Raw genomic sequence first — 20,751 nt, forward strand, 5'->3', positions numbered from 1 at the left:
AACATGCCCACCGCCCCGGCCAACTCGGCGAGCGAGTCGAAGGCGCGGCCGCGGTAGCCGTCACCGTGGTCCCACCCGCTCGGGTCATAAACGTCGTTGAGTCATCGGCAAAAGGCCCCCTGACCTGGTAACAAGGCCAGGGAGCCTTAATCCTCAGCCGCGCCCGAACCAGCGACGCCATCCACGCCGCTGTTGCGACAGCCCGAAGTGAGGTGCTGGCTCGCCGTATTCGAAGCTGCTTCCCATGGCCCAGCTGCCATCCTCGTTCTTCGAATACTGGTACACCATGCCCGCTAGCCCGGTGCCCGCTCGACTGTGCAGGTCGACCAGTGCGCCCGCGGCCTGCAGCAGGTCATCGGAGGGCGCAATCGCCGATCGGGTATCCGAGCGCACCACAACCCGGTACTGCTCGCCCACGATGTCGATGGATAGCTCCGCTTCGGTTTCATCCTCGTACATCTCCGCGAGCACGCACTGTCCGATCTCCTGATCGATCTCCATCTGTGCTTCCAGATTCACGCTCTCCCCTAGCAAAAGTGTTGTCGTCGTGCCCGATTCGGCACCATGTTGACAATATCGAGAACTCCTCCACCGCCGCGGCCGCGTTCGCAGCTCGTCCGCACGGACCTTCCCCAAGGTCGAGTCCAACCAACGAACTCGAACACTCAGCAGGCATTACGAGCTCAACTTCAACGGCAGACTCGTGATGTCGCCCCGCACTGCTGTGAGGCTGAATTACTCGCATTTCATAACGACCGGGTGGTCCGCGGCGCACGCCGCGGACCGCCCGTTTTTTAGGCGCTCACGCAACCGCGAAATAATATCGAGGCCGTTCGGTTGTTTATTCGTGTCCGAATATGCGTAATTCGGAGACCGCGTAGACGATAGCTATCTGTTAACAGGGTCGCGGAGGGTTGCGATGACCAGTCAAGGAATGTGGAAGAAGTCGATCCGTCAGCCTTGCACTACCTGTGACCAGGTCTTCCTTGTAGCGTCGTCGAGAACTGATCGCATGTTACGAATATCAACCCTCGGTATTGGAATGACCTACCCCGAGTATTGGGGTAGGGCATTACTCGTGTGAACCGATGGTCGGTGGGTGGATACTCGGCTTCGTTACGCGACGAGGTGAGTGATGACCAAGATCGTTATTGGGCCGCGGTCGGGGATGAATTGGGTCCCGCTGTCCATGACTGAAATATCGTGCGCATTCACTAATGCAGCAGTGGATACCGTACGAGGGTGGGCCCATGAATATCTCACGGCGCCCGATCCCGATCTGGGCCGGGACGGGCCGGTGTGCCCCTACGTCGGGCCGTCCGTCCGGCGGGACCTGATGTGGATCGGCAGCATCCCGGGTGCTCGACCCTGGCCATCCTTCGTGCGGCTCGTATTCGACGATGCGCTCGAGCTGTTTCCGAAGCTCCCGCCGGCCGAGGGCGGCGGCGCGGTGCTGCGGACGCTGATCACCGTGTTTCCGGATCTGCGGGACTTCTCGCTGATCGACGAGATTCACGAGGAGCTCAAGACGGGCTTCGTGGAGCGCGGCACCATGTTCGGTCAGTTCTATCCGGGTTGCAGTCAGCCGGGGCTGTGGAACAAGGACTTCCGTCCACTCGATGCGCCGATTCCGATGCTGGTGGTCCGCACCATGATGGCCACCGACTTCCCGTTCCTGCTGGAGCGGCCGGAGTGGATGTCTTCCTATGTGAAGAAGTTCGCGCCCGCCCTACCCGCCCACGTGCGCAATGTCGTGGTGGACCGGCTGATCACGAGCGTCCGAGACGAAGTCCCGGCTTACGAAATCCAACCGGGGGCCGAGCCGGTCCCCGCCGCACGCGGCAACACCAACGGCGGGCCGGTCCACGTGGCACCGGATCGCATAAACTGATTTCAGGATTTTCCTTATGACCCAAGGACTTTCGCCCGCCCTGGGCACCGCCTCCGGCGCCGCCGAGGAGTTCCCGCTCTCACCCGCCCAGCTGGGCATGTGGTACGCCCAGCTACTGGATCCCGATGTACCGCTCTATGAGGCGTCGTACCTCGAGATGCGCGGCCGGCTCGATATCGAACTGCTGAAGGCGGCCTCCTACCGGGCGGCCCGCGAAATCGGATCCTCGATGCTGCGCCTGGTCGACAATGGCTCCGGCCCGCGTCAGGTCATAGATCCGACCATCGAACACGAGATCAGGTATCTGGATCTGTCCGGTTCGGACGATCCGAATGCGGAGGCCATGCGGTGGATGCGCGCCGATGTGGCCGCGCCGATCGATCTGGTCGCCGATCCGCTCGGCGTCTCGGTGCTGTTCCGCGTCGCGCCGGACCGGGTGTTCTGGTACACCCGGGTCCACCACATCGTGCTGGACGGCTTCGCTTCGTCGACCGTGATGTACCGGGTCGCCGAGCTGTACAACGCGGCACTGGCGGGGGTGGAACCGAAGGCTTCCGCGGCGGCGAGTCTGCGCGAGGTGTACGAGGCGGAGGCGAGTTATCTGGGGTCGACCCGGTTCGCCGCCGACTCCGCCTACTGGGCCGAGCGGATCGACCATATGCCGCGGCGGTGCAGCCTGGTCGAGGCGGCCGCCCCCGCGCATGCGCTCGGGCGACAGCATCGAATCATGATGTCGGAGGCCATGACCGAACAACTCGACACCGCTGCCGCGCGGTTCGGTGTCGGGTCACCGGCGCTGGCCATGGCCGCGCTCGCGATCTACTACGCCCGGATGACCGCCTCGCCCGAGGTGGTGCTGAGTCTGCCGGTCTCCGGGCGCACCACCGCGATGTTGCGCCGCTCCGGCGGCATGCTGGCGAATGTGGTGCCGCTGCGACTCGAGGTGGGCGAGCGGCGCACCGTCGCCGAGATCATCGACGCGGTGCGCATCGAGGTCTCCGGCGCGCTGCGCCACCAGCGGTTCCGGTACGAGGATATCCGGCAGAGCGGGTCGGAATCCGTAGTGCCCGTGGCCGGGCGCGGACTGGTCGGGCCGGTCTTCAACATCATGCTGTTCCCGCGCGCGGTCGATTTCACCGGTATCGAGTCGAGTCCGCATGTGCTGACCTCGGGCCCGATCGAGGACCTGTTCGTCAACCTGTACCAGCTCGGCGCGCAGAGTCCCATTCGCATCGACTTCTCCGCGAATCCCGATCTTTACGACGAGGATTCACTGACCAGGCACCATCGCCGGTTCATGCGCGTATTCGAATCCCTGCTCGCCGCCGATTCGGATACGCCGGTCGGGGAGCTCGGATGTTTCCTGGACGACGAGCGACATCTGCTCGATGGCACGCACGGCCCGGCCGCGCCGGAGCCGCGGTTGCTGTCCGAGGTGCTCGACAGCGGACTGCGTGCGGCGGGCCCGGATGCGGTGGCGGTGTACGCGGGTTCGCGCACGCTGGCCTATGGCGCACTGGACGAACGGTCGAATCTCTTGGCGCGCGGGCTGATTACCGCCGGGGCCGGGCCCGAGACCAGCGTGCTGGTGGCATTGCCGCGGTCGGTGGAGTCGGTCCTCGCGTTCTGGGGCGTGGCGCGATCCGGGGCGGCGTACGTGCCGGTCGGCACCGGTAATCCGGCCGAGCGGGTCGCCACGATGGCGACGGAATGCGGTGCCCGCCTGGGTATTACCGTTTCGGCGCTGGTCGATTCCCTGCCCGATTCGGTGCGCTGGATTCTGCTCGACGATCCCGCTGCCGAACTGGTGGCCGAGGGGGCCGCGGATACGGTCGCCGCACCCGTGCTGGCCGCGCACCCGGCCTATATTGTCTTCACCTCCGGTTCGACGGGCGTGCCCAAGGGCGTCGCGGTGACGCATTCCGGATTGTCGGGACTTGTTGCGGCCGTGGCCGATTCCTATCAGGCGGGCCCCGGGTCGCGGGTGCTGCACTGCCTGAATCCGAGTTTCGATGCGTCGCTGCTCGAGCTGCTGGCCGCATTCAGCGTCGGTGCGAGCCTGGTGGTCGCCGAGGGTGACGCGGTGGTCGGCGCCGGGTTGGCCGAGGTGATCGCCGAATACGGTGTCACGCACCTGGTCTGCACAGCCGTGATGCTCTCGACGCTGCCCGAGGGGGCACTGGACGGGGTGCGCGCCGTGTTGGCCGGTGCTGAGGTCATCCCGCCGGAGGTGGTGACGCGCTTCGGCTCCGGTCGCAGACTGATGAATTCCTACGGCCCGTGCGAGGCGACCATCGCGGCCTCCAGCACCGAGGGACTGGTGGAGAACCGGCCCGCGGGGATCGGCCACCCCGCGCCCGGTGTCGGGCTGCTGGTGCTGGACCGCAGGTTGCGGCCGGTGCCGGTCGGTGCGCTCGGCGAGCTCTACATCACGGGCGCCGGCCTCGCCCGCGGCTATGTCGGGCAGGCCGGACTCACCGCCGATCGCTTCGTCGCCAACCCCTTCGGTCCGCCGGGCGCCAGGATGTACCGCACCGGCGACCTGGTCCGGTGGCGGGCGACGGAAGGTGCCGGGCAGGGCGCCGCGCGGGCTCGCGTCGGTGCGGATGGCACGGATTCTGCTGTGGCGGTGGAGCGTTCGGGTCGTGCGAGTGTCGGCGGGGATGGTGCGGGTCCAGGCGTGGTGGGGGACCGTTCGGAACGGGCGGGTGTCGATGGGGATGGTGCGGGTCCGGCTGTGGTGGGGGGCGGTTCGGGTCGCGCGGGCGTCGATGGGGGTGGTGCAGATTCGGCTGTGGTGGAGGAACATTCGGGACGGGTGGGCATCAGTGGGAATGGAGCGGATCCCGCCACCGTCGCCGAGCGGCCGGTGGACGTCGTGCTGGAGTACATGGGCCGCACCGATTTTCAAGTGAAACTGCGCGGGATGCGGGTGGAGCCGAGCGAGGTGGACGCGGTGCTCACCACGCATCCGGCGGTGGAGATCGCGGTCACCGTGCCGCGTCTCGCCGCGACCGGGCGGACGATGCTGGCGTCGTATGTGGTGCCGGTGCATCGGGGCGAATCGCTCGGGGCCGCCGAGGTGAATGTGGCGGAGCTGCGGGAGTTCTGCGTGCGGCGGCTGCCTGCGCATATGGTCCCGGGGACGGTCACCGTACTCGATGCGCTGCCGCTCACCGGGAACGGCAAGGTGGATCGCCGTGCCCTGCCGGAGCCCGTCATCGAGGAGCCGGTATTCACCCCTGCCGCAACCGATACCGAACGTGCGCTGTGCGCGCTGTTCGCCGAGGTGCTCGGTGGCGTGCGGGTCGGCGCGCAATCGTCGTTCTTCGCCCTCGGCGGTGACTCGATCCTGTCGATCCAGCTGGTGTCCCGAGCCAGGGCGGACGGCCTGGTCTTCTCGGCTCGCGATGTCTTCGAACATCCCACCCCCGCGGCGCTGGCGACCGTCGTCACGGCGCCGGGCGGTCGTCAACTTCTGCGCGAAATGACCGGCGGTGGTGTAGGTTTCGTCCCGTCGACACCGATTGTGGCGTGGCTGCTCGAGCAGCCGGGCTGGGAGCGATTCGCACAATCCATGGTGCTGGCGCTGCCGTCCGGCATGGACCGGGACCGGCTGGCGCAGACCCTCCAGGCCGTCCTCGATCGACACGATATGCTGCGTGCCCGCATGGTCGCCGACGGGTTGGAGGTCTCCGCCCCCGGTGCGGTCGACGCCGCGACCGTCCTGCGGCGACTCTCCGTCACGGAGATCGACGACACCGCGACAGAATCCGTGATCACCGCCGCGACCGACCGGCTCGATCCGGCCGCCGGTGTCATGGTCGCCGCGACCTGGCTCGACCCCGGCGCGCACCACATGGGCCGCCTGGTGCTGGTGGTGCACCATTTGGCCGTCGACGCGGTCTCTTGGCGAATCCTGATCGCCGACCTGATGACCGCGTGGGCGCAGGTGGCCGCGGGCACGGCGCCGATGCTGCCCGAGGTGAGCACCTCGATGCGTACCTGGGCGCATGCGCTGGCGGACGCCGCGCGGCGCGAGGAGTGGACCGCCGAAGCGGCGTACTGGTCACAGGTGCTCGAGACACCCGTCGCGCCGCTTGGCCACCGTGCGCTCGATCCCGTCGTCGATGTGGGGCGCACGCTGGACCGTGTCGAGATGCGGTTGCCCGCGGAACTCACCGCGGTATTGATCGAGCGCATGCCGTCGGCCTTCCGGTGCGGCGTCGAAGAGGCGCTGCTGACCGCCCTGGCCGCGGCGCTGGCGCAGGGGCGCGGCGGGCCCGAACTGGTGATGCTGGAGCGCCACGGCCGCGACGAGAGTGCGGTCCCGGGTGCGGATCTGTCGCGGACGGTGGGCTGGTTCACCGATCAATTCCCGCTCCGGCTGGACATCGGCCGCGCCGCGGATCCGGCGGTGGCGCTGAAGGCGGTCAAGGAACAGATGCGCGCGGTGCCGCACGGCGGTATCGGCTACGGAATGTTGCGCCACCTGAACCCGCAGACCGCCGCGGACCTCGGTGCCGCACCGACACCTCAGATCGGGTTCAACTATCTCGGTCAGGTCACCGCGATCGGTGCGATCGCGGAGGCGACCGGAACGGCCGCGGAAACAATGCCGTGGCTGCCGGTCTCGCTGGCCGCGCAGTTGGGTGGGGCCGGGAACGAGGACCTGCCCGCGGCGGCGCTGCTCACGATCGACGCGATGACCGTCGACTCCGCCGACGGCCCGGTATTGCACGCGGTCTGGCGCTTCGCCTCCGGAGCGATCGATCACGATCGGGTCGAAGAGCTTGTGCGGCAATGGAATTCCGAACTCACGACAATCGCCCAGCTGTTGCGTGACCCGGACACGGGTGGATTCACACCCTCGGATCTGCCGTTGGTTGCGCTGACCCAGGCGGGGATCGATGCCTTGGCCACGCGGTACCCGGCGATCGAGGATGTCTGGCCGCTGGCTCCGTTGCAGCGCGGGCTGCTGTTCCACGCGCAGCTCGATCCCGAGCACGCCGACGCGTACTCGGTGCAATCGGTCTTCGAATTCGACGGTGATCTCGATACCGCGCGTCTGGCGGCCGCCGCGGCCGAACTGGTCCGACGTCACCGGGTACTGCGCACGGCCTTCGTGCACAGCGCGGATTCGGTGGCGCAGGTGGTACTCGCCGACGTCGAGGTGCCCTGGCGGACCGTCACCGCGACCGCGGCGGAATGCGACGATCTCGCGGCGGCCGAGCTGGACCGGCCGTTCGATCCGGAGCGGCCGCCGCTCATCCGGTTCCTGTGCGTGCGCTGCGGTGAGCGGGATGTCCGTCTCGTGGTCACCAACCACCACCTGGTGCTGGACGGCTGGTCGATGCCGCTGCTGTTCGGCGAACTGCTGGCGCTGTACCAAACCAGCGGGGACAGTACGGGTTTCGCCGAGCCTCCGAGCTATCGGGACTACCTGGAATGGTTGGCGGGACGCGATACCGCCGCGGCGGGGACGGCCTGGGCCGCCGCGCTGGACGGGCTGTCGGCGCCGTCGCTGGTGACCGCGGGTCGGGAACCCGTTGCCGGGCCGAAGGATCCGGCCAAGCACATCCTCGATGTGCCACTGGACGACGCGGATTCGGCTGCGCTGCTGCGGATGACCACCGAGCACGGCGTCACGACGAATACGCTGGTGGAGGTCGCCTGGGCGCTGCTGCTCGCGGAGTTGACCGGCGAGGCCGATGTCGTCTTCGGCGCGACGGTCTCCGGGCGGCCACCGGAGGTAGCGGGGGCCGATCGCATGATCGGCATGATGGTGAACACCATTCCGGTGCGAATCACCCTCGCGCCCGCGGAGCCGATCGCCGAGCTGCTGGTCCGCGTGCAACGCGAGCAGGGCGCCCTGATCGACCATCACATGCTGGGGCTCAACGAGATTCAAACCGCGGCCCGGCTGGGACCGCTGTTCGACACCACCATCGTCTTCGAGTCCTATCCGGTCGACGTGGCGTCGCTGGCGGCCGCCGTCGAGCGGGCCGAGCTGCGGGTCCGGGGATTCACCGGACGTGATGGAACGCACTATCCGCTTTCGATCGCGGCGCAGGCCCGCGACGGGCTGCTGCACATAGCGCTGACCTGTTCGGCGGAGTTCTTCGATGCCGCCGCGGCCACCGGCCTCGCCGGACGGCTCGCCCGCATTCTGACCCGGATCGCGGAGCATCCGGCCGGGCCCACGGCAGCGGTACGCGGGATGGACCGGGTCGACCTGCTGCGATCCCGGCCGCAGCCGATGCGATTGCTGCCGGATCTGTTGACCGGTACCGGCCGCCCCGATCGGTCCGCGCTCCGGTATGGCGACACCGAACTCACCTACCGGGAACTGGACGAACTGTCGAACAGGCTGGCCAGGGTCCTGATCGACGCGGGTGCGGGTCCGGAGATCGCGGTCCTGCTCGCGGTGCCGCGTTCGTCCGATTGGCTGGTGGCGGCCTGGGCGATCGCGAAGTCCGGCGCGGCCTTCGTGCCGGTGGATGTCGAGCATCCGGCCGCGCGCATCACGGCCATCGCGATGGCCTGCACCGCCCAGCTCGGCATCACGGTGGCCGACTGGCGGGTGCGGATGCCGGATACGGTGCGCTGGCAGGTACTCGACGAATCGCAGGACGATATGGCCGCGGCCGCGGCCACTCCGGTTTCGGATGCCGACCGGCTGCGACCGCTGCGGGCCGGGCACCCCGCCTACTTGATCTACACCTCGGGCTCCACCGGAACCCCGAAGGGCGTCGTGGTGACGCACGCCGGACTGAGCGGGCTGGTGGCCGGTGTCGCCGCGAAGGTGAAGGCGCGTGGCGGTGATCGCGTACTGCTGTGCATGAACCCGAATTTCGACGCCGCCATCATGGTGTGGCTGACCACGTACTACGTGGGCGCGACGCTGGTCGTCGCCGCGCCCGAGGTGAACGCGGGCCCCGAATTGGGCGCGTTGATCGCCGAATCACAGGTGACCCATGTGTTCTCGACGCCCGCGGTGCTGGCCACCTTGCCCTCGGACGCGCTGTCCGGGGTGCGGGTGCTGGTCACCGGTGGCGAGGCCTGCCCGCCGGAGTTGACCGCCCGGCTCGGCTCGGGGCGCGCGTTGCTGAACTCCTATGGCCCCGCCGAGGCGACCGTGGCCGCGACCTTCACCACGGCGCTCATCGCGGGTGAGGAGGCCGGTCTCGGCCGTCCCCTGCCCGGGGTCGGCCTCGCGGTGCTGGACCGCTGGCTGCGACCGGCGCCGATGGGGACCGCGGGCGAGCTGTATCTGATGGGGCCGGGGCTGGCCCGCGGCTACACCGGCCGGGTCGGGCTGACCGGGGAACGGTTCGTGGCCAACCCCTTCGGAAGCCCCGGGGAGCGGATGTACCGCACCGGTGATCTGGTCCGCCGGGTCTCGCACACCAGGCTGGAATACCTGGGCCGCAACGATACCCAGGTGAAATTGCGTGGTATCCGCGTGGAGCCGGGCGAGGTGGACGCGGTGTTGCGCGGCCATCCGCGGGTGGCCCTGGCGGTCACGGTGCCGCGCCCGGGTCTCTCCGGAGACCGGGTGCTGGCTACCTATGCCTCGCCCGCCGCCGGTGCGGAGCTCACCGTCTCGGACCTGACCGAATATCTGGCGCGCAGACTGCCCCGGCATCTGGTTCCGTCGACGGTGACGGTGCTGGAGGTCTTGCCGCTCACCGGGAACGGCAAGGTGGACCTGCGTGCGCTGCCCGAACCCGAACGCCCGGTGGCGGAGTATGTCGCGCCGGTCGGTATCGAAGAGCCCGTGGCCGAGGCATTCGGCGCGGTGCTCGGCCGCAGTGGCATCGGGGCCGCCGACGACTTCTTCGCCCTCGGCGGTGATTCGCTGTCGGCGACCCGGGTCGTCGCGCGGCTGAGTGCCGAACTGCACGCTCAGGTGCCGGTGCGGCTGCTGTTCGAGGCGTCGACCGTGCGCGGTCTGGCGGCCCGGCTGAGCACGCTGACCGCAGACCCGGCGGCCGCGGATACGATGGGCCCGCGACGGGGTCCGCGACCGGACCGGATTCCGCTGTCTCCCGCACAGCAGCGCATGTGGTTCGTCAACCAGTACGATCCGGGTTCCGGCGGCTACAACATTCCGATCGTGCTGCGCGTCACCGGAACTTTCGATCTCGACGCCATGCGGGCCGCGCTGGGCGATGTGCTCGAACGTCACGAATCGCTGCGCACGGTGTACCCGAGTCATGATGGGATCGGCTACCAGGTCGTGGTGCCTGCCGACGAGGTAGCCCTCGACGTGGATACGGTCGCGGTCCGGGAGGCGGATCTCGCCGCATCCGTGATCGACTGTGTAGTCACGGGATTCGATGTGACCACCGCGATTCCGCTGCGCCTGAGGTTGTTCCGGATCATCGAGCACCCCGAATGCTGTGTGCTGGCGCTCGTCGTGCACCACATCAGCGCCGACGGTTTCTCGATGGGGCCGCTGGCCCGCGATGTGATGACGGCGTACGCGGCCCGGATGCACGGCAACGCGCCGGGGTGGTCGCCGCCCGCCGTGCAGTACGCGGATTACACACTCTGGCAACGGGATCGGCTCGGATCGGCCGAAGACCCGGCGTCGCGGCTGGCGCAGCAGATCGCCTACTGGACCGAAACATTGGACGGCCTGCCGGACCGGCTCGACCTGCCCGCGGACCGGCCACGCCCGATCGCCGCGTCGCTGCGGGCGGGCACCGTCCGTAGTGAGCTCGACGCCGAACTCACCACCGCGCTGGAGGCATTGGCCCGTGACCGGCAGTCCACGCTGTTCATGGTGCTGCACAGTGCGCTCGCGGTGCTGTTCGCCCGGTTGAGCGATACCGCGGACGTGGCCATCGGCACGCCGATCGCCGGTCGCGGTGTGGCCGAACTCGACGACGTGGTCGGGATGTTCGTCAATACCGTGGTGTTGCGCACCCCGGTCGCGTCCGCGCAGCCCTTCACCGGACTCCTCGATCAGGTGCGTCGCACCGATCTGGATGCCTTCGCGCACGCGGACGTTCCGTTCGAGAACCTGGTCGATGTGCTGGACCCGGCCCGTTCGACGGCCAGGCATCCGCTGATCCAGGTGATGCTGGTCTTCCAGAACCTGGCCCCGGTGCGGTTGACCCTGCCCGAACTCACCGTGGAGCCGGTCGATCTGGACCAGCAGACGCTGCGTTTCGATCTCAGCGTCACGGTGGCCGAGCAGGAGGAGGGGCTCGCGGTGCGGTTCGGTTATGCCACGGACCTGTTCGACGCGGGCACCATCGAGCGCCTCGCCGACCGCTGGGTGCGGATCCTGCGCACGGTGGCGGCCGATCCCGCGATCCCCGTGGGCGATATCGATCTGCTGCAACCCGGCGAGCTGGCGGGGTTGGTCGCGACGCCCGCCCCGGTTGTCGCCGAACCCGCGATCCTGCCGGATCTGCTCGCCGCCGCGGTGGCCGCGAATCCGGATGGTGTCGCGGTGGTCGACGGCGCGACGGCGCTCACCTACCGCGATCTGGACGCGCACTCGAATCGACTGGCTCGCGAGCTGATTCGGGCCGGTGCGGGTCCCGAGACGCTGGTGGCGGTGGCGCTGCGCCGGTCGATCGATTCCGTGCTCGCCGTGTGGTCGGTGGCCAAGACCGGCGCGGCCTTCGTTCCGGTCGATCCCGCCTATCCGGCCGAACGCATCACCCAGATCCTCGCGGACTCGGGTGCCCGGCTCGGCGTGACCGTGCGCGACGTCGCGGCCGAGCTACCCGATTCCGCGCGCGGGTCGGATGATTCGGTGGCCGAGGGGGCGGCGGACGCGGTGCGGTGGTTCGTACTCGACGATCCGCAGACCGCCCATACGCTCGCCGCGACCGTGGGCGCACCGATCGACGCGGCGGAGCGGACAATCACTCCGCGACCGGACAACCCGGCCTACGTCATCTTCACCTCCGGTTCCACCGGACGGCCGAAGGGCGTTGTCGTCACCCACTCCGGTCTGGCGAATATGGTTGCGGCACTACGCGACCGGCTGAGCCTGACCGACGAGTCCCGGGTGTTGCACGTCGCATCGCCGAGCTTCGACGCCGCGGTCCTGGAACTGCTGCTCGCGGTGGGCGCGGCAGGCACCCTGGTGGTGGCGGGCCGCACCGCGTTCGGCGGCGTCGAACTGGGTGAACTGCTGGCCCGAGAGCGTGTTTCGCATATCGCGCTGACCCCGTCGGCGCTCGCGTCGGTGGATCCGGCCGTGCTCGTGTCCGAGGATGACGATGTTCCCGGTCGCGGTGCGCTGCGAGCGATCATCACCGGGGGTGAGCCGTGCCCGCCGGAACTGGTCGAGCGGTGGGCCGCGCCGGGCCGAGTGCATTTCAACGACTACGGCCCCACCGAGGCGACGATCTGGGCGACCGGAAGCGACGCCCTGTACCCCGGCGACGCGATCACCATCGGCGGGCCGGTCGCGGGGATGACCGCAGTGGTGCTCGACGAGCGGTTGCGCCCGGTGCCCGACGGTGTCGCGGGCGAACTCTATCTGGCGGGCCCCGCGCTGGCTCGCGGGTACCACGGGCGCACCGGACAGACCTCTACCCGATTCGTCGCCGATCCGTACGGACGCCCGGGGGAGCGGATGTATCGCACCGGCGATCTGGTGCGTCGGCGCGGTGGCAACCTCGACTATCTCGGTCGCTCCGATCTACAGGTGAAGCTGCGCGGTCTGCGCATCGAATTGGGCGAGATCGAGTCGGCGCTACTGGTCGACCCTTCGGTCCATCAGGCGGCGGTCACCGTGTACACCGATCCGGCCGTGGGTGAGTTACTCGTCGCCTACGTCGTGCCGGCGCCGGACGCACAGGTATCGGCCGATGAGCTGAAAACCCTCGTGGCACAACAACTTCCTTCGTATATGGTGCCCGCGGCGATCATGACCATCGACGCGTTGCCACGCACCGGCAACGGCAAGCTCGATCGCCGTGCCCTGCCTGCTCCCGATATCCGTGCCGGACGCTACCGGCCACCGAATACGCCCACCGAGCGCGCCATCGCCGACACCTTCGGTGAACTGCTCGGCGTCGCGCGGGTCGGACTCGATGACAATTTCTTCGCATTGGGCGGCAATTCACTCATCGCCACGCGCATCGTGTCCCGGCTCGGCGTGGTGCTGAACACCAGGATCCCGGTCCGTATGGTCTTCGACGCGCCTACCGTGGCCGAATTCGCCCATGCCGTGCGCACCGCCGCCGCGCCGCCCGGTCCGCGGCCCGGTCCGCGCAGGCGGCCGGAGCACACGCCGCTGTCGGCGGCCCAGCGCCGCATGTGGTTCCTCAACCGCTATGACCCCGCCTCACCCGCGCACAATGTGCCGATCGCCGTCGAGATCGACGGTGAGCTGGACCCGGTCGTGCTGCAATCCGCGCTGATGGATGTGCTGGCCCGGCACGAGTCGCTGCGCACCGTCTACCCGGTGGATGCGGAGGGCGAGCCGTTCCAGGACATCCGGTCCGTCGCGGATGCCTATGTGCCGGTACGGGTCTCGGAACTCGATGCCGAGGACTCGATGCCCGCCGCGGTGGTGCGGGCGTGCGCGCACGGCTTCGATCTGACCACCGAGCTGCCGCTGCGGGTGACCTTATTGCGCCTCGCCGAGCGTCGATGGGTCCTGGTCGTGGTCCTGCACCACATCGCCTCGGACGGCTGGTCGATGGCTCCGCTGACCCGCGACGTCATGGTGGCATTCGGGGCGCGCCGCTCCGGTGCGGTGCCGCAGTGGGCGCCGCTGCCGCTGCAATACGCCGACTACGCGCTCTGGCAGCGGGAATTGCTGGGTGCCGCGGACGATCCGGGCAGCGTCGCGTATCAGCAGCTGGAGCATTGGCGGGCCGCCTTGGACGGGCTGCCGGATGTGCTGTCGCTGCCGAGCGACCACCCACGGCCCGCGGTGCTGACCCATCGCGCGGACCTGGTGGAGTTCACCGTGGATGCGACCGTGCAACAACAGGTTCGGCACGTCGCGCGCTGGTACGGTGTCAGCACCTTCATGGTGGCGCATGCCGCCCTGGCCACACTGCTGTCGCGCCTGTCCGACCAGCGGGACGTGGCGATCGGCTCGGTGATCGCGGGCCGCGGTGACGGCGAACTCGACGATCTGGTCGGAATGTTCGTCAATACTCTTGTGCTCCGCAGCCGGGTCGAGCCGGATGCCACCTTCGAAACCCTGCTCGCCGCAACGAAGAACGGCGATCTGGATGCCTTCAGCAATGCCGATGTGCCCTTCGAGCAACTGGTCGAGGTGCTGGCTCCGGCCCGCTCCACCGCGCACCACCCGCTGTTCCAGGTGCTGCTGGTCTTCCAGAACTTCGAGCGGGAACCGGTCGGCATGCCGGGCCTGGAGGTCAAGCCCGTCGAGATGCCCTCGGTGGGTGCGAAATTCGATCTGGAGTGGATGCTGGCCGAGGAGTTCGACGCCGACGGCGCGCCCGCGGGTATGAGCGGCACCCTGACCTTCGCCCTCGATCTGTTCGAGCCCGCGACCGCCGATAACTTGGCGCAACGGTTCGTCGAGCTGCTCGGCGCGCTGACCGCGAATCCGGAGTTGGTGCTCGGCGACCTCGATATGACGGCCCCGCCGGGGACCACGGTGTACCCGCCGCCGATCTCGCTGCACCGCAAGGATATGCCGTACCGGCCGCCGGTGACGCCGACGGAGCACGCGATGGTCGCCGCCTTCGAAACGGTGCTCGGGGCCGAACGGGTCGGCCTGGACGACAATTTCTTCGAGCTCGGGGGCACGTCGATGGTCGCCACCCGGCTGGTGGCCGAGATCCGCGACCGCATCGGATTCCCGATGCCGGTGCAGTGGATGTTCGGTGATCCCAGTCCCGGCGCGCTGGCGCAGCGGATCATCGAGGGCGCCGACCCGACCGCGGTCGATCCCGCGCTGCGCACCCTGCTGCCGATGCGGCCGACCGGAGCGGGCCCCAGCCTGTTCTGCATCCATCCGGCCATTGGATTGGCCTGGTGCTACGCCGGATTGGTGCAGCATCTGGACGGCGACTACCCGGTGTACGGCCTACAGTCACCCGGGGTCACCGGTTCCGATGAACCTGGCCGGCCGTTGACCGCACGCGCCGCCCACTACGCCGACGAGATCCAGCGGACCCAGCCGAGCGGCCCCTACCGTCTCCTCGGTTACTCCGCGGGCGGCCCCATCGCACATGCGGTGGCGGTCGAACTCCAGCGTCGCGGCGGCGAGGTCTCGAGCCTGATCATCATGGACGGCCGCGCCGATCCCGAACCCATGAGTGCCGAGGAGATGCCCCCGCCGGAGGCCCTGCTCGCGGAGTTCGGCGGCATCGACCCGGCGCTGCTCCCGGACCTGCCGGGTAGCGCCGAGATCGAACAGGGCGATCACGCGGCCCTGGCCGACCGCGCCGCCGAACTGCTGCGGGCCGCGGGCGGTACCTTCGCCGCGCTCACCGCCACCGACCTGGAGCGTCTCTACACCGACTACCTGAACCTGGTCCGCGAGGCCGCCGCCTACCGCCCCGAACCCTTCGACGGCGACATGCTCTTCTTCAGCAGCGTCAACGGGCGCCCCGGCATCGCTCCCAATGTCGACACCTGGCGTCCCTACATCACCGGCGCGATCACCGACCACCCGGTGGACTACGAACACAACAAACTGACCGGCCCCGATGCCTTGGCCGTCATCGGCCCGATCGTCGCCGAGCACCTCCGCTGACCCTCCGGGCCAGCGGTGCGTGATCAGGCGACCAGGTCGGCGTATTCCGCATGCTCGGTGACGTACTTCTCCACGTACCAGCAGGTGGGAATGATCGAGTAGCCCGCCTCGCGTGACTCGTTGAGCGCGTATTCGACCACCTTGCCCGCCACACCTCGGCCGCGGAATTCCGGGAAGGTCATGGTGTGGTGGAAGTCGCGGACCTTGCGGTGACGGCGGTCGGCGGAGCCGACGGGTTGGGCGGGATCAGCATCCTCGTGTTCGGCGTAGTCGGCGTACCCGGCAAGGGTGTCATCGATATAGATCTCGTAACGGGTGTCGGCGACGTTGTGCTCGAGCCTGGTCGTCATGATCTGAGAAAACTCCTTTGCGGCCGGAAATGTTCCGAGCCCGAGGGGTAGGTCCGGTCAGTTGATCACAGAATGGAGCCGGGGTTCAGGATGCCGTGCGGGTCGAGGGCGTCCTTGATCCGCTTGGTCAGGGCCATGACGTCGGGGCCGAGCTGATCGGGCAGCCACGCCTTCTTGAGCCTGCCCACGCCGTGCTCACCGGTGATGGTGCCGCCCAGCGCGATGGCCAGATCCATGATCTCGCCGAAGGCGCGGTGCGCACGTGCGGTATTCGCGGGGTCGGTGGGGTCGTGCACGATCAGCGGGTGGGTGTTGCCGTCGCCCGCGTGGGCGATCACCGACACCAGCACCTCATTGCGTTCGGCGATCGCGGCGATGCCGGTGACCAGGTCGCCGAGTCGCGGCAGCGGCACCCCGACATCCTCGAGCAGCAGCGGGCCGATGCGTTCGACCGCGGGGATGGCGAAGCGACGCGCCGCGGTGAAGGCCTCGCCCTCCTCCGGATCCTCGGTGTGGAAAACCTCGATGGCCCCGGCCTTTTCGCAGGCCGCCACCATCAGCTCGGCCTCGCGCGAGGCGTATTCGCCGGGCGCGTCCGAGCGGGCGACCAGCAGCGCGGCCGCGGAGCGATCCAGCCCCATCCGCATCTCGTCCTCGACGGCATTGATCGCCACCGAGTCCATGAATTCGAGCATGGACGGGCGCAGCGTCCCGGTGATGCCGAGGATCGCCTCGGTGGCCTCGGTCAGCGTCGCGAAGGTCGCGACCACCGTGCTCTGCTGTGGTTGCGCGGGCAGCAGGCGCAATGTCAGCTCGGTGATGATGCCGAGGGTGCCCTCGCTGCCGACGAAGAGTTTGGTCAACGAAAGCCCCGCGGAGTCCTTGAGTCGCGGCCCGCCCAGCCGGACCACCGTGCCGTCGGCGAGTACCACCTCCATACCGAGCACGTAATCGGTTGTCACGCCGTATTTCACGCAGCACAACCCGCCCGCATTGGTCGCGGCATTGCCGCCGATCGAGCACATCTCGAAGGAGGACGGATCCGGCGGATACCACAGACCGTGCTCGGCGACCGCGCGCTTGACCTCGGCGTTCAGCAGTCCGGGCTGCACCACCGCGGTGCGGGTGACCGGGTCGACGGTGATATCGCGCATTCGCTCGGTGGTCAGCACGATCCCGCCGTCCACCGCGGTCGCGCCACCGGACAACCCGGATCCGGCGCCGCGCGGCACCACGGGCACCCGATGCTCGTGCGCCCAGCGCAGCGTCGCGGCCACATCCGCCGTCCCGGTGGCGCGCACCACCGCCAGCGGGGTGCCCGCGTCGGGATCGCGCGCCCAGTCCTGCCGATACCCGGCCAGCAGGTCGGGATCGGTGAGTATCGCACCGTCGGGCAGCCGCTCGATCAGGTCATGCAGTTCCACAATCGCTACGGTAGCCTCCCGGCCGGTGTATGAGCGGTCGTCGCGGAACTTCTCGCCGGAGTGGCGGCTGACCACGGAATTGCGGGGTTACCCGACCGGCCGCGGCGGGCTACGGTGTGTGCCGGGACACGTCATCGTGTGCCACGGTGTCGGGGCCGGAATATCGAAGCAGGGTCGATCCGGGTTTCCCGGGACCACAACAACACGGGAGGGTTTTCCGGATGGGCAGCGTTTCGCCGGACTACCGCGAACTGGTCGCCGCGGCATTCGCCGACGAGATCGTCGACGGTGTCGTGGACGTGCCGCTTCTACGGCGCATTCACGCGGGGGAGTTCGGCGAGTGGCTCACCGCGCTGGATCGTTCGGGACTCTTCGGCAAGGACGCGCTGGCGAACCTCTCCCGGCAGTGGCGGGATGAGCCTGCGGCGCTGCTGGACGCGTTGCTCTCCGGCGTCGATGATATGACCCGGCGGCGCTGGCTGGCGGCGTGGTCGGCGCTGGATCGGCCCGAACCGCTCACCCAGATCGGCTGATCCACCAGCCGGTTTGCCCCGTGCTCACCTGACGGACACCTGCCGCTGCCATGCTGGCGCCGTGCCCGACCTGGCGACCACCACCGAAACGCTCGCTGACCGGTTCACCCGCTGGTGCGAAGCCGTCGTGGCACGGTTGCCCTTCGGCCTCGATCGTCTCGTCCCGCCGACCTTCCTGGGGTTCGCGCTGATCAACGGGTTCACCTTCGGTGTCGACCTGACCCTGCTGACGATCTTCCACGGGTGGTGGGGCTGGCCGGTGTGGCTGGCGGTCACCCTCGGTTACGTGTGCGCGTTCGGGTTGAGCTTTGTGCTGAACCGGACCTTCAACTTCCATTCGCACGCACCCGTCGGCAGGCAGGCCGCGGTGTATGTGGTTGTGGTCGCCGTCAACTACGTCGCCTTCATCCTGGGTGTCGGCACCGGTCTTACTGAACTCGGCCTCGAGTACCACCTGTCGCGATTGCTGGCGGGGGCCTGCGAGGCGATATATATGTACTGCGCGATGCGCTGGGTGGTCTTTCGCCGCCGTGCGGCGAAACCGCAACCGGCGCGGGTCGATTGAGCTATCGCAGGACCTCGATGCGGTCGCCATCCACCACCACCGCGTCGTTATCGGTCAAGCCCCAGTACGCGATCCCGGCCGCGCGGTAGTCGGCCGCGAGCCGATCGCCGAAACCGTCGGGGTCGGTCGCGGAGGCGAGATGCGGCACGATCCGGCGATCGACCAAACCCAGTCCGTCCCAGCGTGGTTCGATACCGCAGGTGGGTTCGACCTCGGCCGGATCGTCACAGGACTCCAATCCGTGCAGATCCGGCGCCAGCAGGCAGGCGCCCGCGCTGTATCCGGCGTAGACCAGCGCATCCGCCGCGAGCAGCCGCGGCAGCACCAGATCGGCTCCGCTGCGGGCGAATTGGGCGCGCAGCACGAACGTATTACCGCCGCGCACCCACACCAGCGGGAATTCGGCGAGCCTGCGCTCCAATTCGGCCGGGCGTCCCACGAAGTCGCGTAAATCCAGTACTTCGGGCGAGTACCCCAGCGTGCGCAGCGGGACCACGTCGCTGGTGACCGCGCTCGCCCAGGCCGTCGGCCAGGCGTCGCAGGCATTGGGGATCACCGCGACCCGGCCCGGCCTGCCGACGAGTGCGGCGAGCCGGTCGTAGTGGGCTCCGAATCGATAGCTGGACAGGAACAGTCGCATCGAGGATCAGATGGTGAAGGCCAGATTGCGCACCAGCCGCAGGCCGAGCTCCTCGTCGCCGGATATCGCGATTTCGTCGCGGTGCGCGTCGGCGGTGGTGCGCCCGCCGCCCAGCCGCACCAGAAGTCCGGAGTCCAGCCGGATCGTCACCGTGACGGGCCTGTCGAGGGCGTCCACGTAGGCGGCGCGACCGTCGACCTGGATATGCAGTGTGCGCGCCAACGGCCCGGTCACCTCGAAGGTCACGCGCGATCCGTCCGGGGCCTTGCCCAATTTGGCGAGCACCCGGGGAATCGCTCCGGCGAATTCGGCGAAGGCCACCGCACCGCGCCTGCCGCCCTCGTCCACGGCGGTGCCGAGGGCGTCGGCGATATCGAGTTCGTGCATCCAGCAGTCGAACAGCCGCACCCGCATGAACCGGCCGTAGCCGACCTGCCCGATCGGCGACGGCGTCGGGGTCTCCCACGCGGCATCCTCCATCGACTCGAGCGTCTTGCGCCGCCGGTCGGTGACCTCGCCGAACAACTCCAGCAGCCGGGCGCCCGGCAGCGGCCGCAGCCGGTCGACCCAGATCTCGTTGAGCACCGCGGTCTCGTTGCGGACATGCGGCAGCGTGCGCACATCGGTCTTCGGGCGGTTCGGGTCGTGCGCGGGCGGCTTCTCACCGAGCAACCACGATTCGGTGCCGATCACATGGGCGACCACGTCGAAGACCGTCCAGCCCGGCAGTGGTGACGATGTGCGCCAACCGTTCTCGTCCAGGTCGGCGACCAGGGCCGCGATGGCGTCCCACTGCTGGGACAGCAGTGCCGTGAGCTCGGTCCGGTCCAGGGTCGGGTCGGTCATGCCTGTGTTCCTTCCTCGGTGCCGGTCGACACGTCGTCCGCGGTGTCCTCTTGCTCCATGGCCGTGATCCCGGCCTGGATCGCGGCGGCCGTCGCGACGGGATCGTGCGGTCTGCGCAGCAGGAAGCCCTTCGCGAGACTGAGTTTGTCGCCGTGTCGGCGCGGGATCACGTGCAGGTGGATATGGGGAACGGTCTGGAACGCCGCCTTGCCGTCGTTGAGTACCAGATTCGCCCCGTCCGCGGCGAGCGTGCTGCGGCGCATAGCCAGTGCGAGCCGGTGCCCGGCCCGGAAGATATGGGCGCCGAGATCGGCGTCGAGGTCTTCCAGTTCGGTGGCGTGTCGCTTGGGGATGACGAGGGTATGCCCGCGGGCAATGGGCCGGATGTCGAGGAAGGCGCACAGCGTGTCGTCCTCGTAGACCTTGGTCGCCGGAGCTTCGCCCGCCACGATGCGGCAGAAGACGCAGTCGTTCACACCGCGACCATACGGCGTACGAGAGGCGGCGAACACCCCGAATCGGGCATTCGGCATGATGCACGTCACTGGGTGGGTGCGCCGCACGCCCCTGAGCTGTTCACCAACCTCTAGGTTCGTAAGGGACCTCCACGTAGGGGCTTGTGGCGCTCACCTGCGCAGACCACCATCGACATCGACACCGGCCCAACAAGCAGAGAGTGATGAACAGGCCCGAGAGGTCCGCCGCCCGGCCGCGCGGCGGTCCGATGGGTGGAATGCGGCTCGGCGGTGTGACTGGCATCTCAGCTACGTTCACTGTCGGCCGGG

10 protein-coding genes are annotated in these 20,751 nt (G+C 68.6%); 4 read left to right on the forward strand and 6 right to left on the reverse strand.

What is annotated here, in order from left to right; all coding sequences use genetic code 11:
- Positions 1-153: 153 nt before the first annotated feature.
- Positions 154-519 carry a hypothetical protein gene (locus AB0H61_RS32225; protein WP_357311523.1) on the reverse strand — a complete coding sequence of 122 codons (366 nt, stop codon included), beginning with the start codon at positions 517-519 and terminating at the stop codon, positions 154-156.
- Between the two features lie 706 nt (positions 520-1,225).
- Between AB0H61_RS32225 and AB0H61_RS32230 the strand changes: the two genes are divergently transcribed.
- Positions 1,226-1,891, forward strand: coding sequence for a DUF6875 domain-containing protein (locus AB0H61_RS32230; protein WP_357311524.1), 666 nt, complete (start codon positions 1,226-1,228; stop codon positions 1,889-1,891).
- 16 nt (positions 1,892-1,907) lie between these two features.
- On the forward strand, positions 1,908-15,608 hold the full coding sequence (locus tag AB0H61_RS32235; protein WP_357311525.1) for an amino acid adenylation domain-containing protein: 13,701 nt from the start codon (positions 1,908-1,910) through the stop codon (positions 15,606-15,608).
- 23 nt (positions 15,609-15,631) lie between these two features.
- On the opposite strand, the gene AB0H61_RS32240 is transcribed toward AB0H61_RS32235, so the two are convergent.
- On the reverse strand, positions 15,632-15,958 hold the full coding sequence (locus tag AB0H61_RS32240; protein ID WP_357311526.1) for a GNAT family N-acetyltransferase: 327 nt from the start codon (positions 15,956-15,958) through the stop codon (positions 15,632-15,634).
- A gap of 65 nt (positions 15,959-16,023) precedes the next feature.
- Positions 16,024-17,385 carry an FAD-linked oxidase C-terminal domain-containing protein gene (locus AB0H61_RS32245; protein ID WP_357311606.1) on the reverse strand — a complete coding sequence of 454 codons (1,362 nt, stop codon included), beginning with the start codon at positions 17,383-17,385 and terminating at the stop codon, positions 16,024-16,026.
- Between the two features lie 218 nt (positions 17,386-17,603).
- On the opposite strand from AB0H61_RS32245, the gene AB0H61_RS32250 reads away from it, so the two are divergent.
- Together AB0H61_RS32250 and AB0H61_RS32255 are read left to right on the forward strand one after the other, a co-directional pair.
- Entirely contained in the window at positions 17,604-17,915 is a 312-nt protein-coding gene (locus tag AB0H61_RS32250; protein WP_357311527.1) for a hypothetical protein, read from the forward strand.
- Positions 17,916-17,976: 61 nt separating this feature from the next.
- Complete coding sequence (locus AB0H61_RS32255) at positions 17,977-18,480, forward strand: GtrA family protein (protein WP_357311528.1); 504 nt, start codon at positions 17,977-17,979, stop codon at positions 18,478-18,480.
- Position 18,481: 1 nt separating this feature from the next.
- On the opposite strand, the gene AB0H61_RS32260 is transcribed toward AB0H61_RS32255, so the two are convergent.
- Genes AB0H61_RS32260 through AB0H61_RS32270 form a run of 3 tightly spaced genes read right to left on the reverse strand, consistent with a single transcriptional unit; the run spans position 18,482 to position 20,442 of the window.
- Positions 18,482-19,120, reverse strand: a complete 639-nt coding sequence (locus AB0H61_RS32260; RefSeq protein ID WP_357311529.1) for a Type 1 glutamine amidotransferase-like domain-containing protein — start codon at positions 19,118-19,120, stop codon at positions 18,482-18,484.
- Between the two features lie 6 nt (positions 19,121-19,126).
- Entirely contained in the window at positions 19,127-19,966 is an 840-nt protein-coding gene (locus tag AB0H61_RS32265; RefSeq protein ID WP_357311530.1) for a maleylpyruvate isomerase family mycothiol-dependent enzyme, read from the reverse strand.
- The gene (locus AB0H61_RS32270; RefSeq protein WP_357311531.1) at positions 19,963-20,442 is read right to left on the reverse strand and encodes an HIT family protein; all 480 of its coding nucleotides are present in this window, start codon (positions 20,440-20,442) and stop codon (positions 19,963-19,965) included. The genes AB0H61_RS32265 and AB0H61_RS32270 overlap by 4 nt, the downstream gene beginning before the upstream one ends.
- Positions 20,443-20,751 lie beyond the last annotated feature (309 nt).

Origin of the sequence: Nocardia sp. NPDC050710 (genome assembly GCF_040654375.1) — a bacterium.
Classification (GTDB): domain Bacteria; phylum Actinomycetota; class Actinomycetes; order Mycobacteriales; family Mycobacteriaceae; genus Nocardia.

Coding starts and splice junctions, on each gene's coding strand:
- AB0H61_RS32235 (WP_357311525.1), top strand. CDS start 1,908: ATGACCCAAGGACTTTCGCCCGCCCTGGGCACCGCCTCCGGCGCCGCC.
- AB0H61_RS32240 (WP_357311526.1), bottom strand. CDS start 15,958: ATGACGACCAGGCTCGAGCACAACGTCGCCGACACCCGTTACGAGATC.
- AB0H61_RS32250 (WP_357311527.1), top strand. CDS start 17,604: ATGGGCAGCGTTTCGCCGGACTACCGCGAACTGGTCGCCGCGGCATTC.
- AB0H61_RS32260 (WP_357311529.1), bottom strand. CDS start 19,120: ATGCGACTGTTCCTGTCCAGCTATCGATTCGGAGCCCACTACGACCGG.
- AB0H61_RS32265 (WP_357311530.1), bottom strand. CDS start 19,966: ATGACCGACCCGACCCTGGACCGGACCGAGCTCACGGCACTGCTGTCC.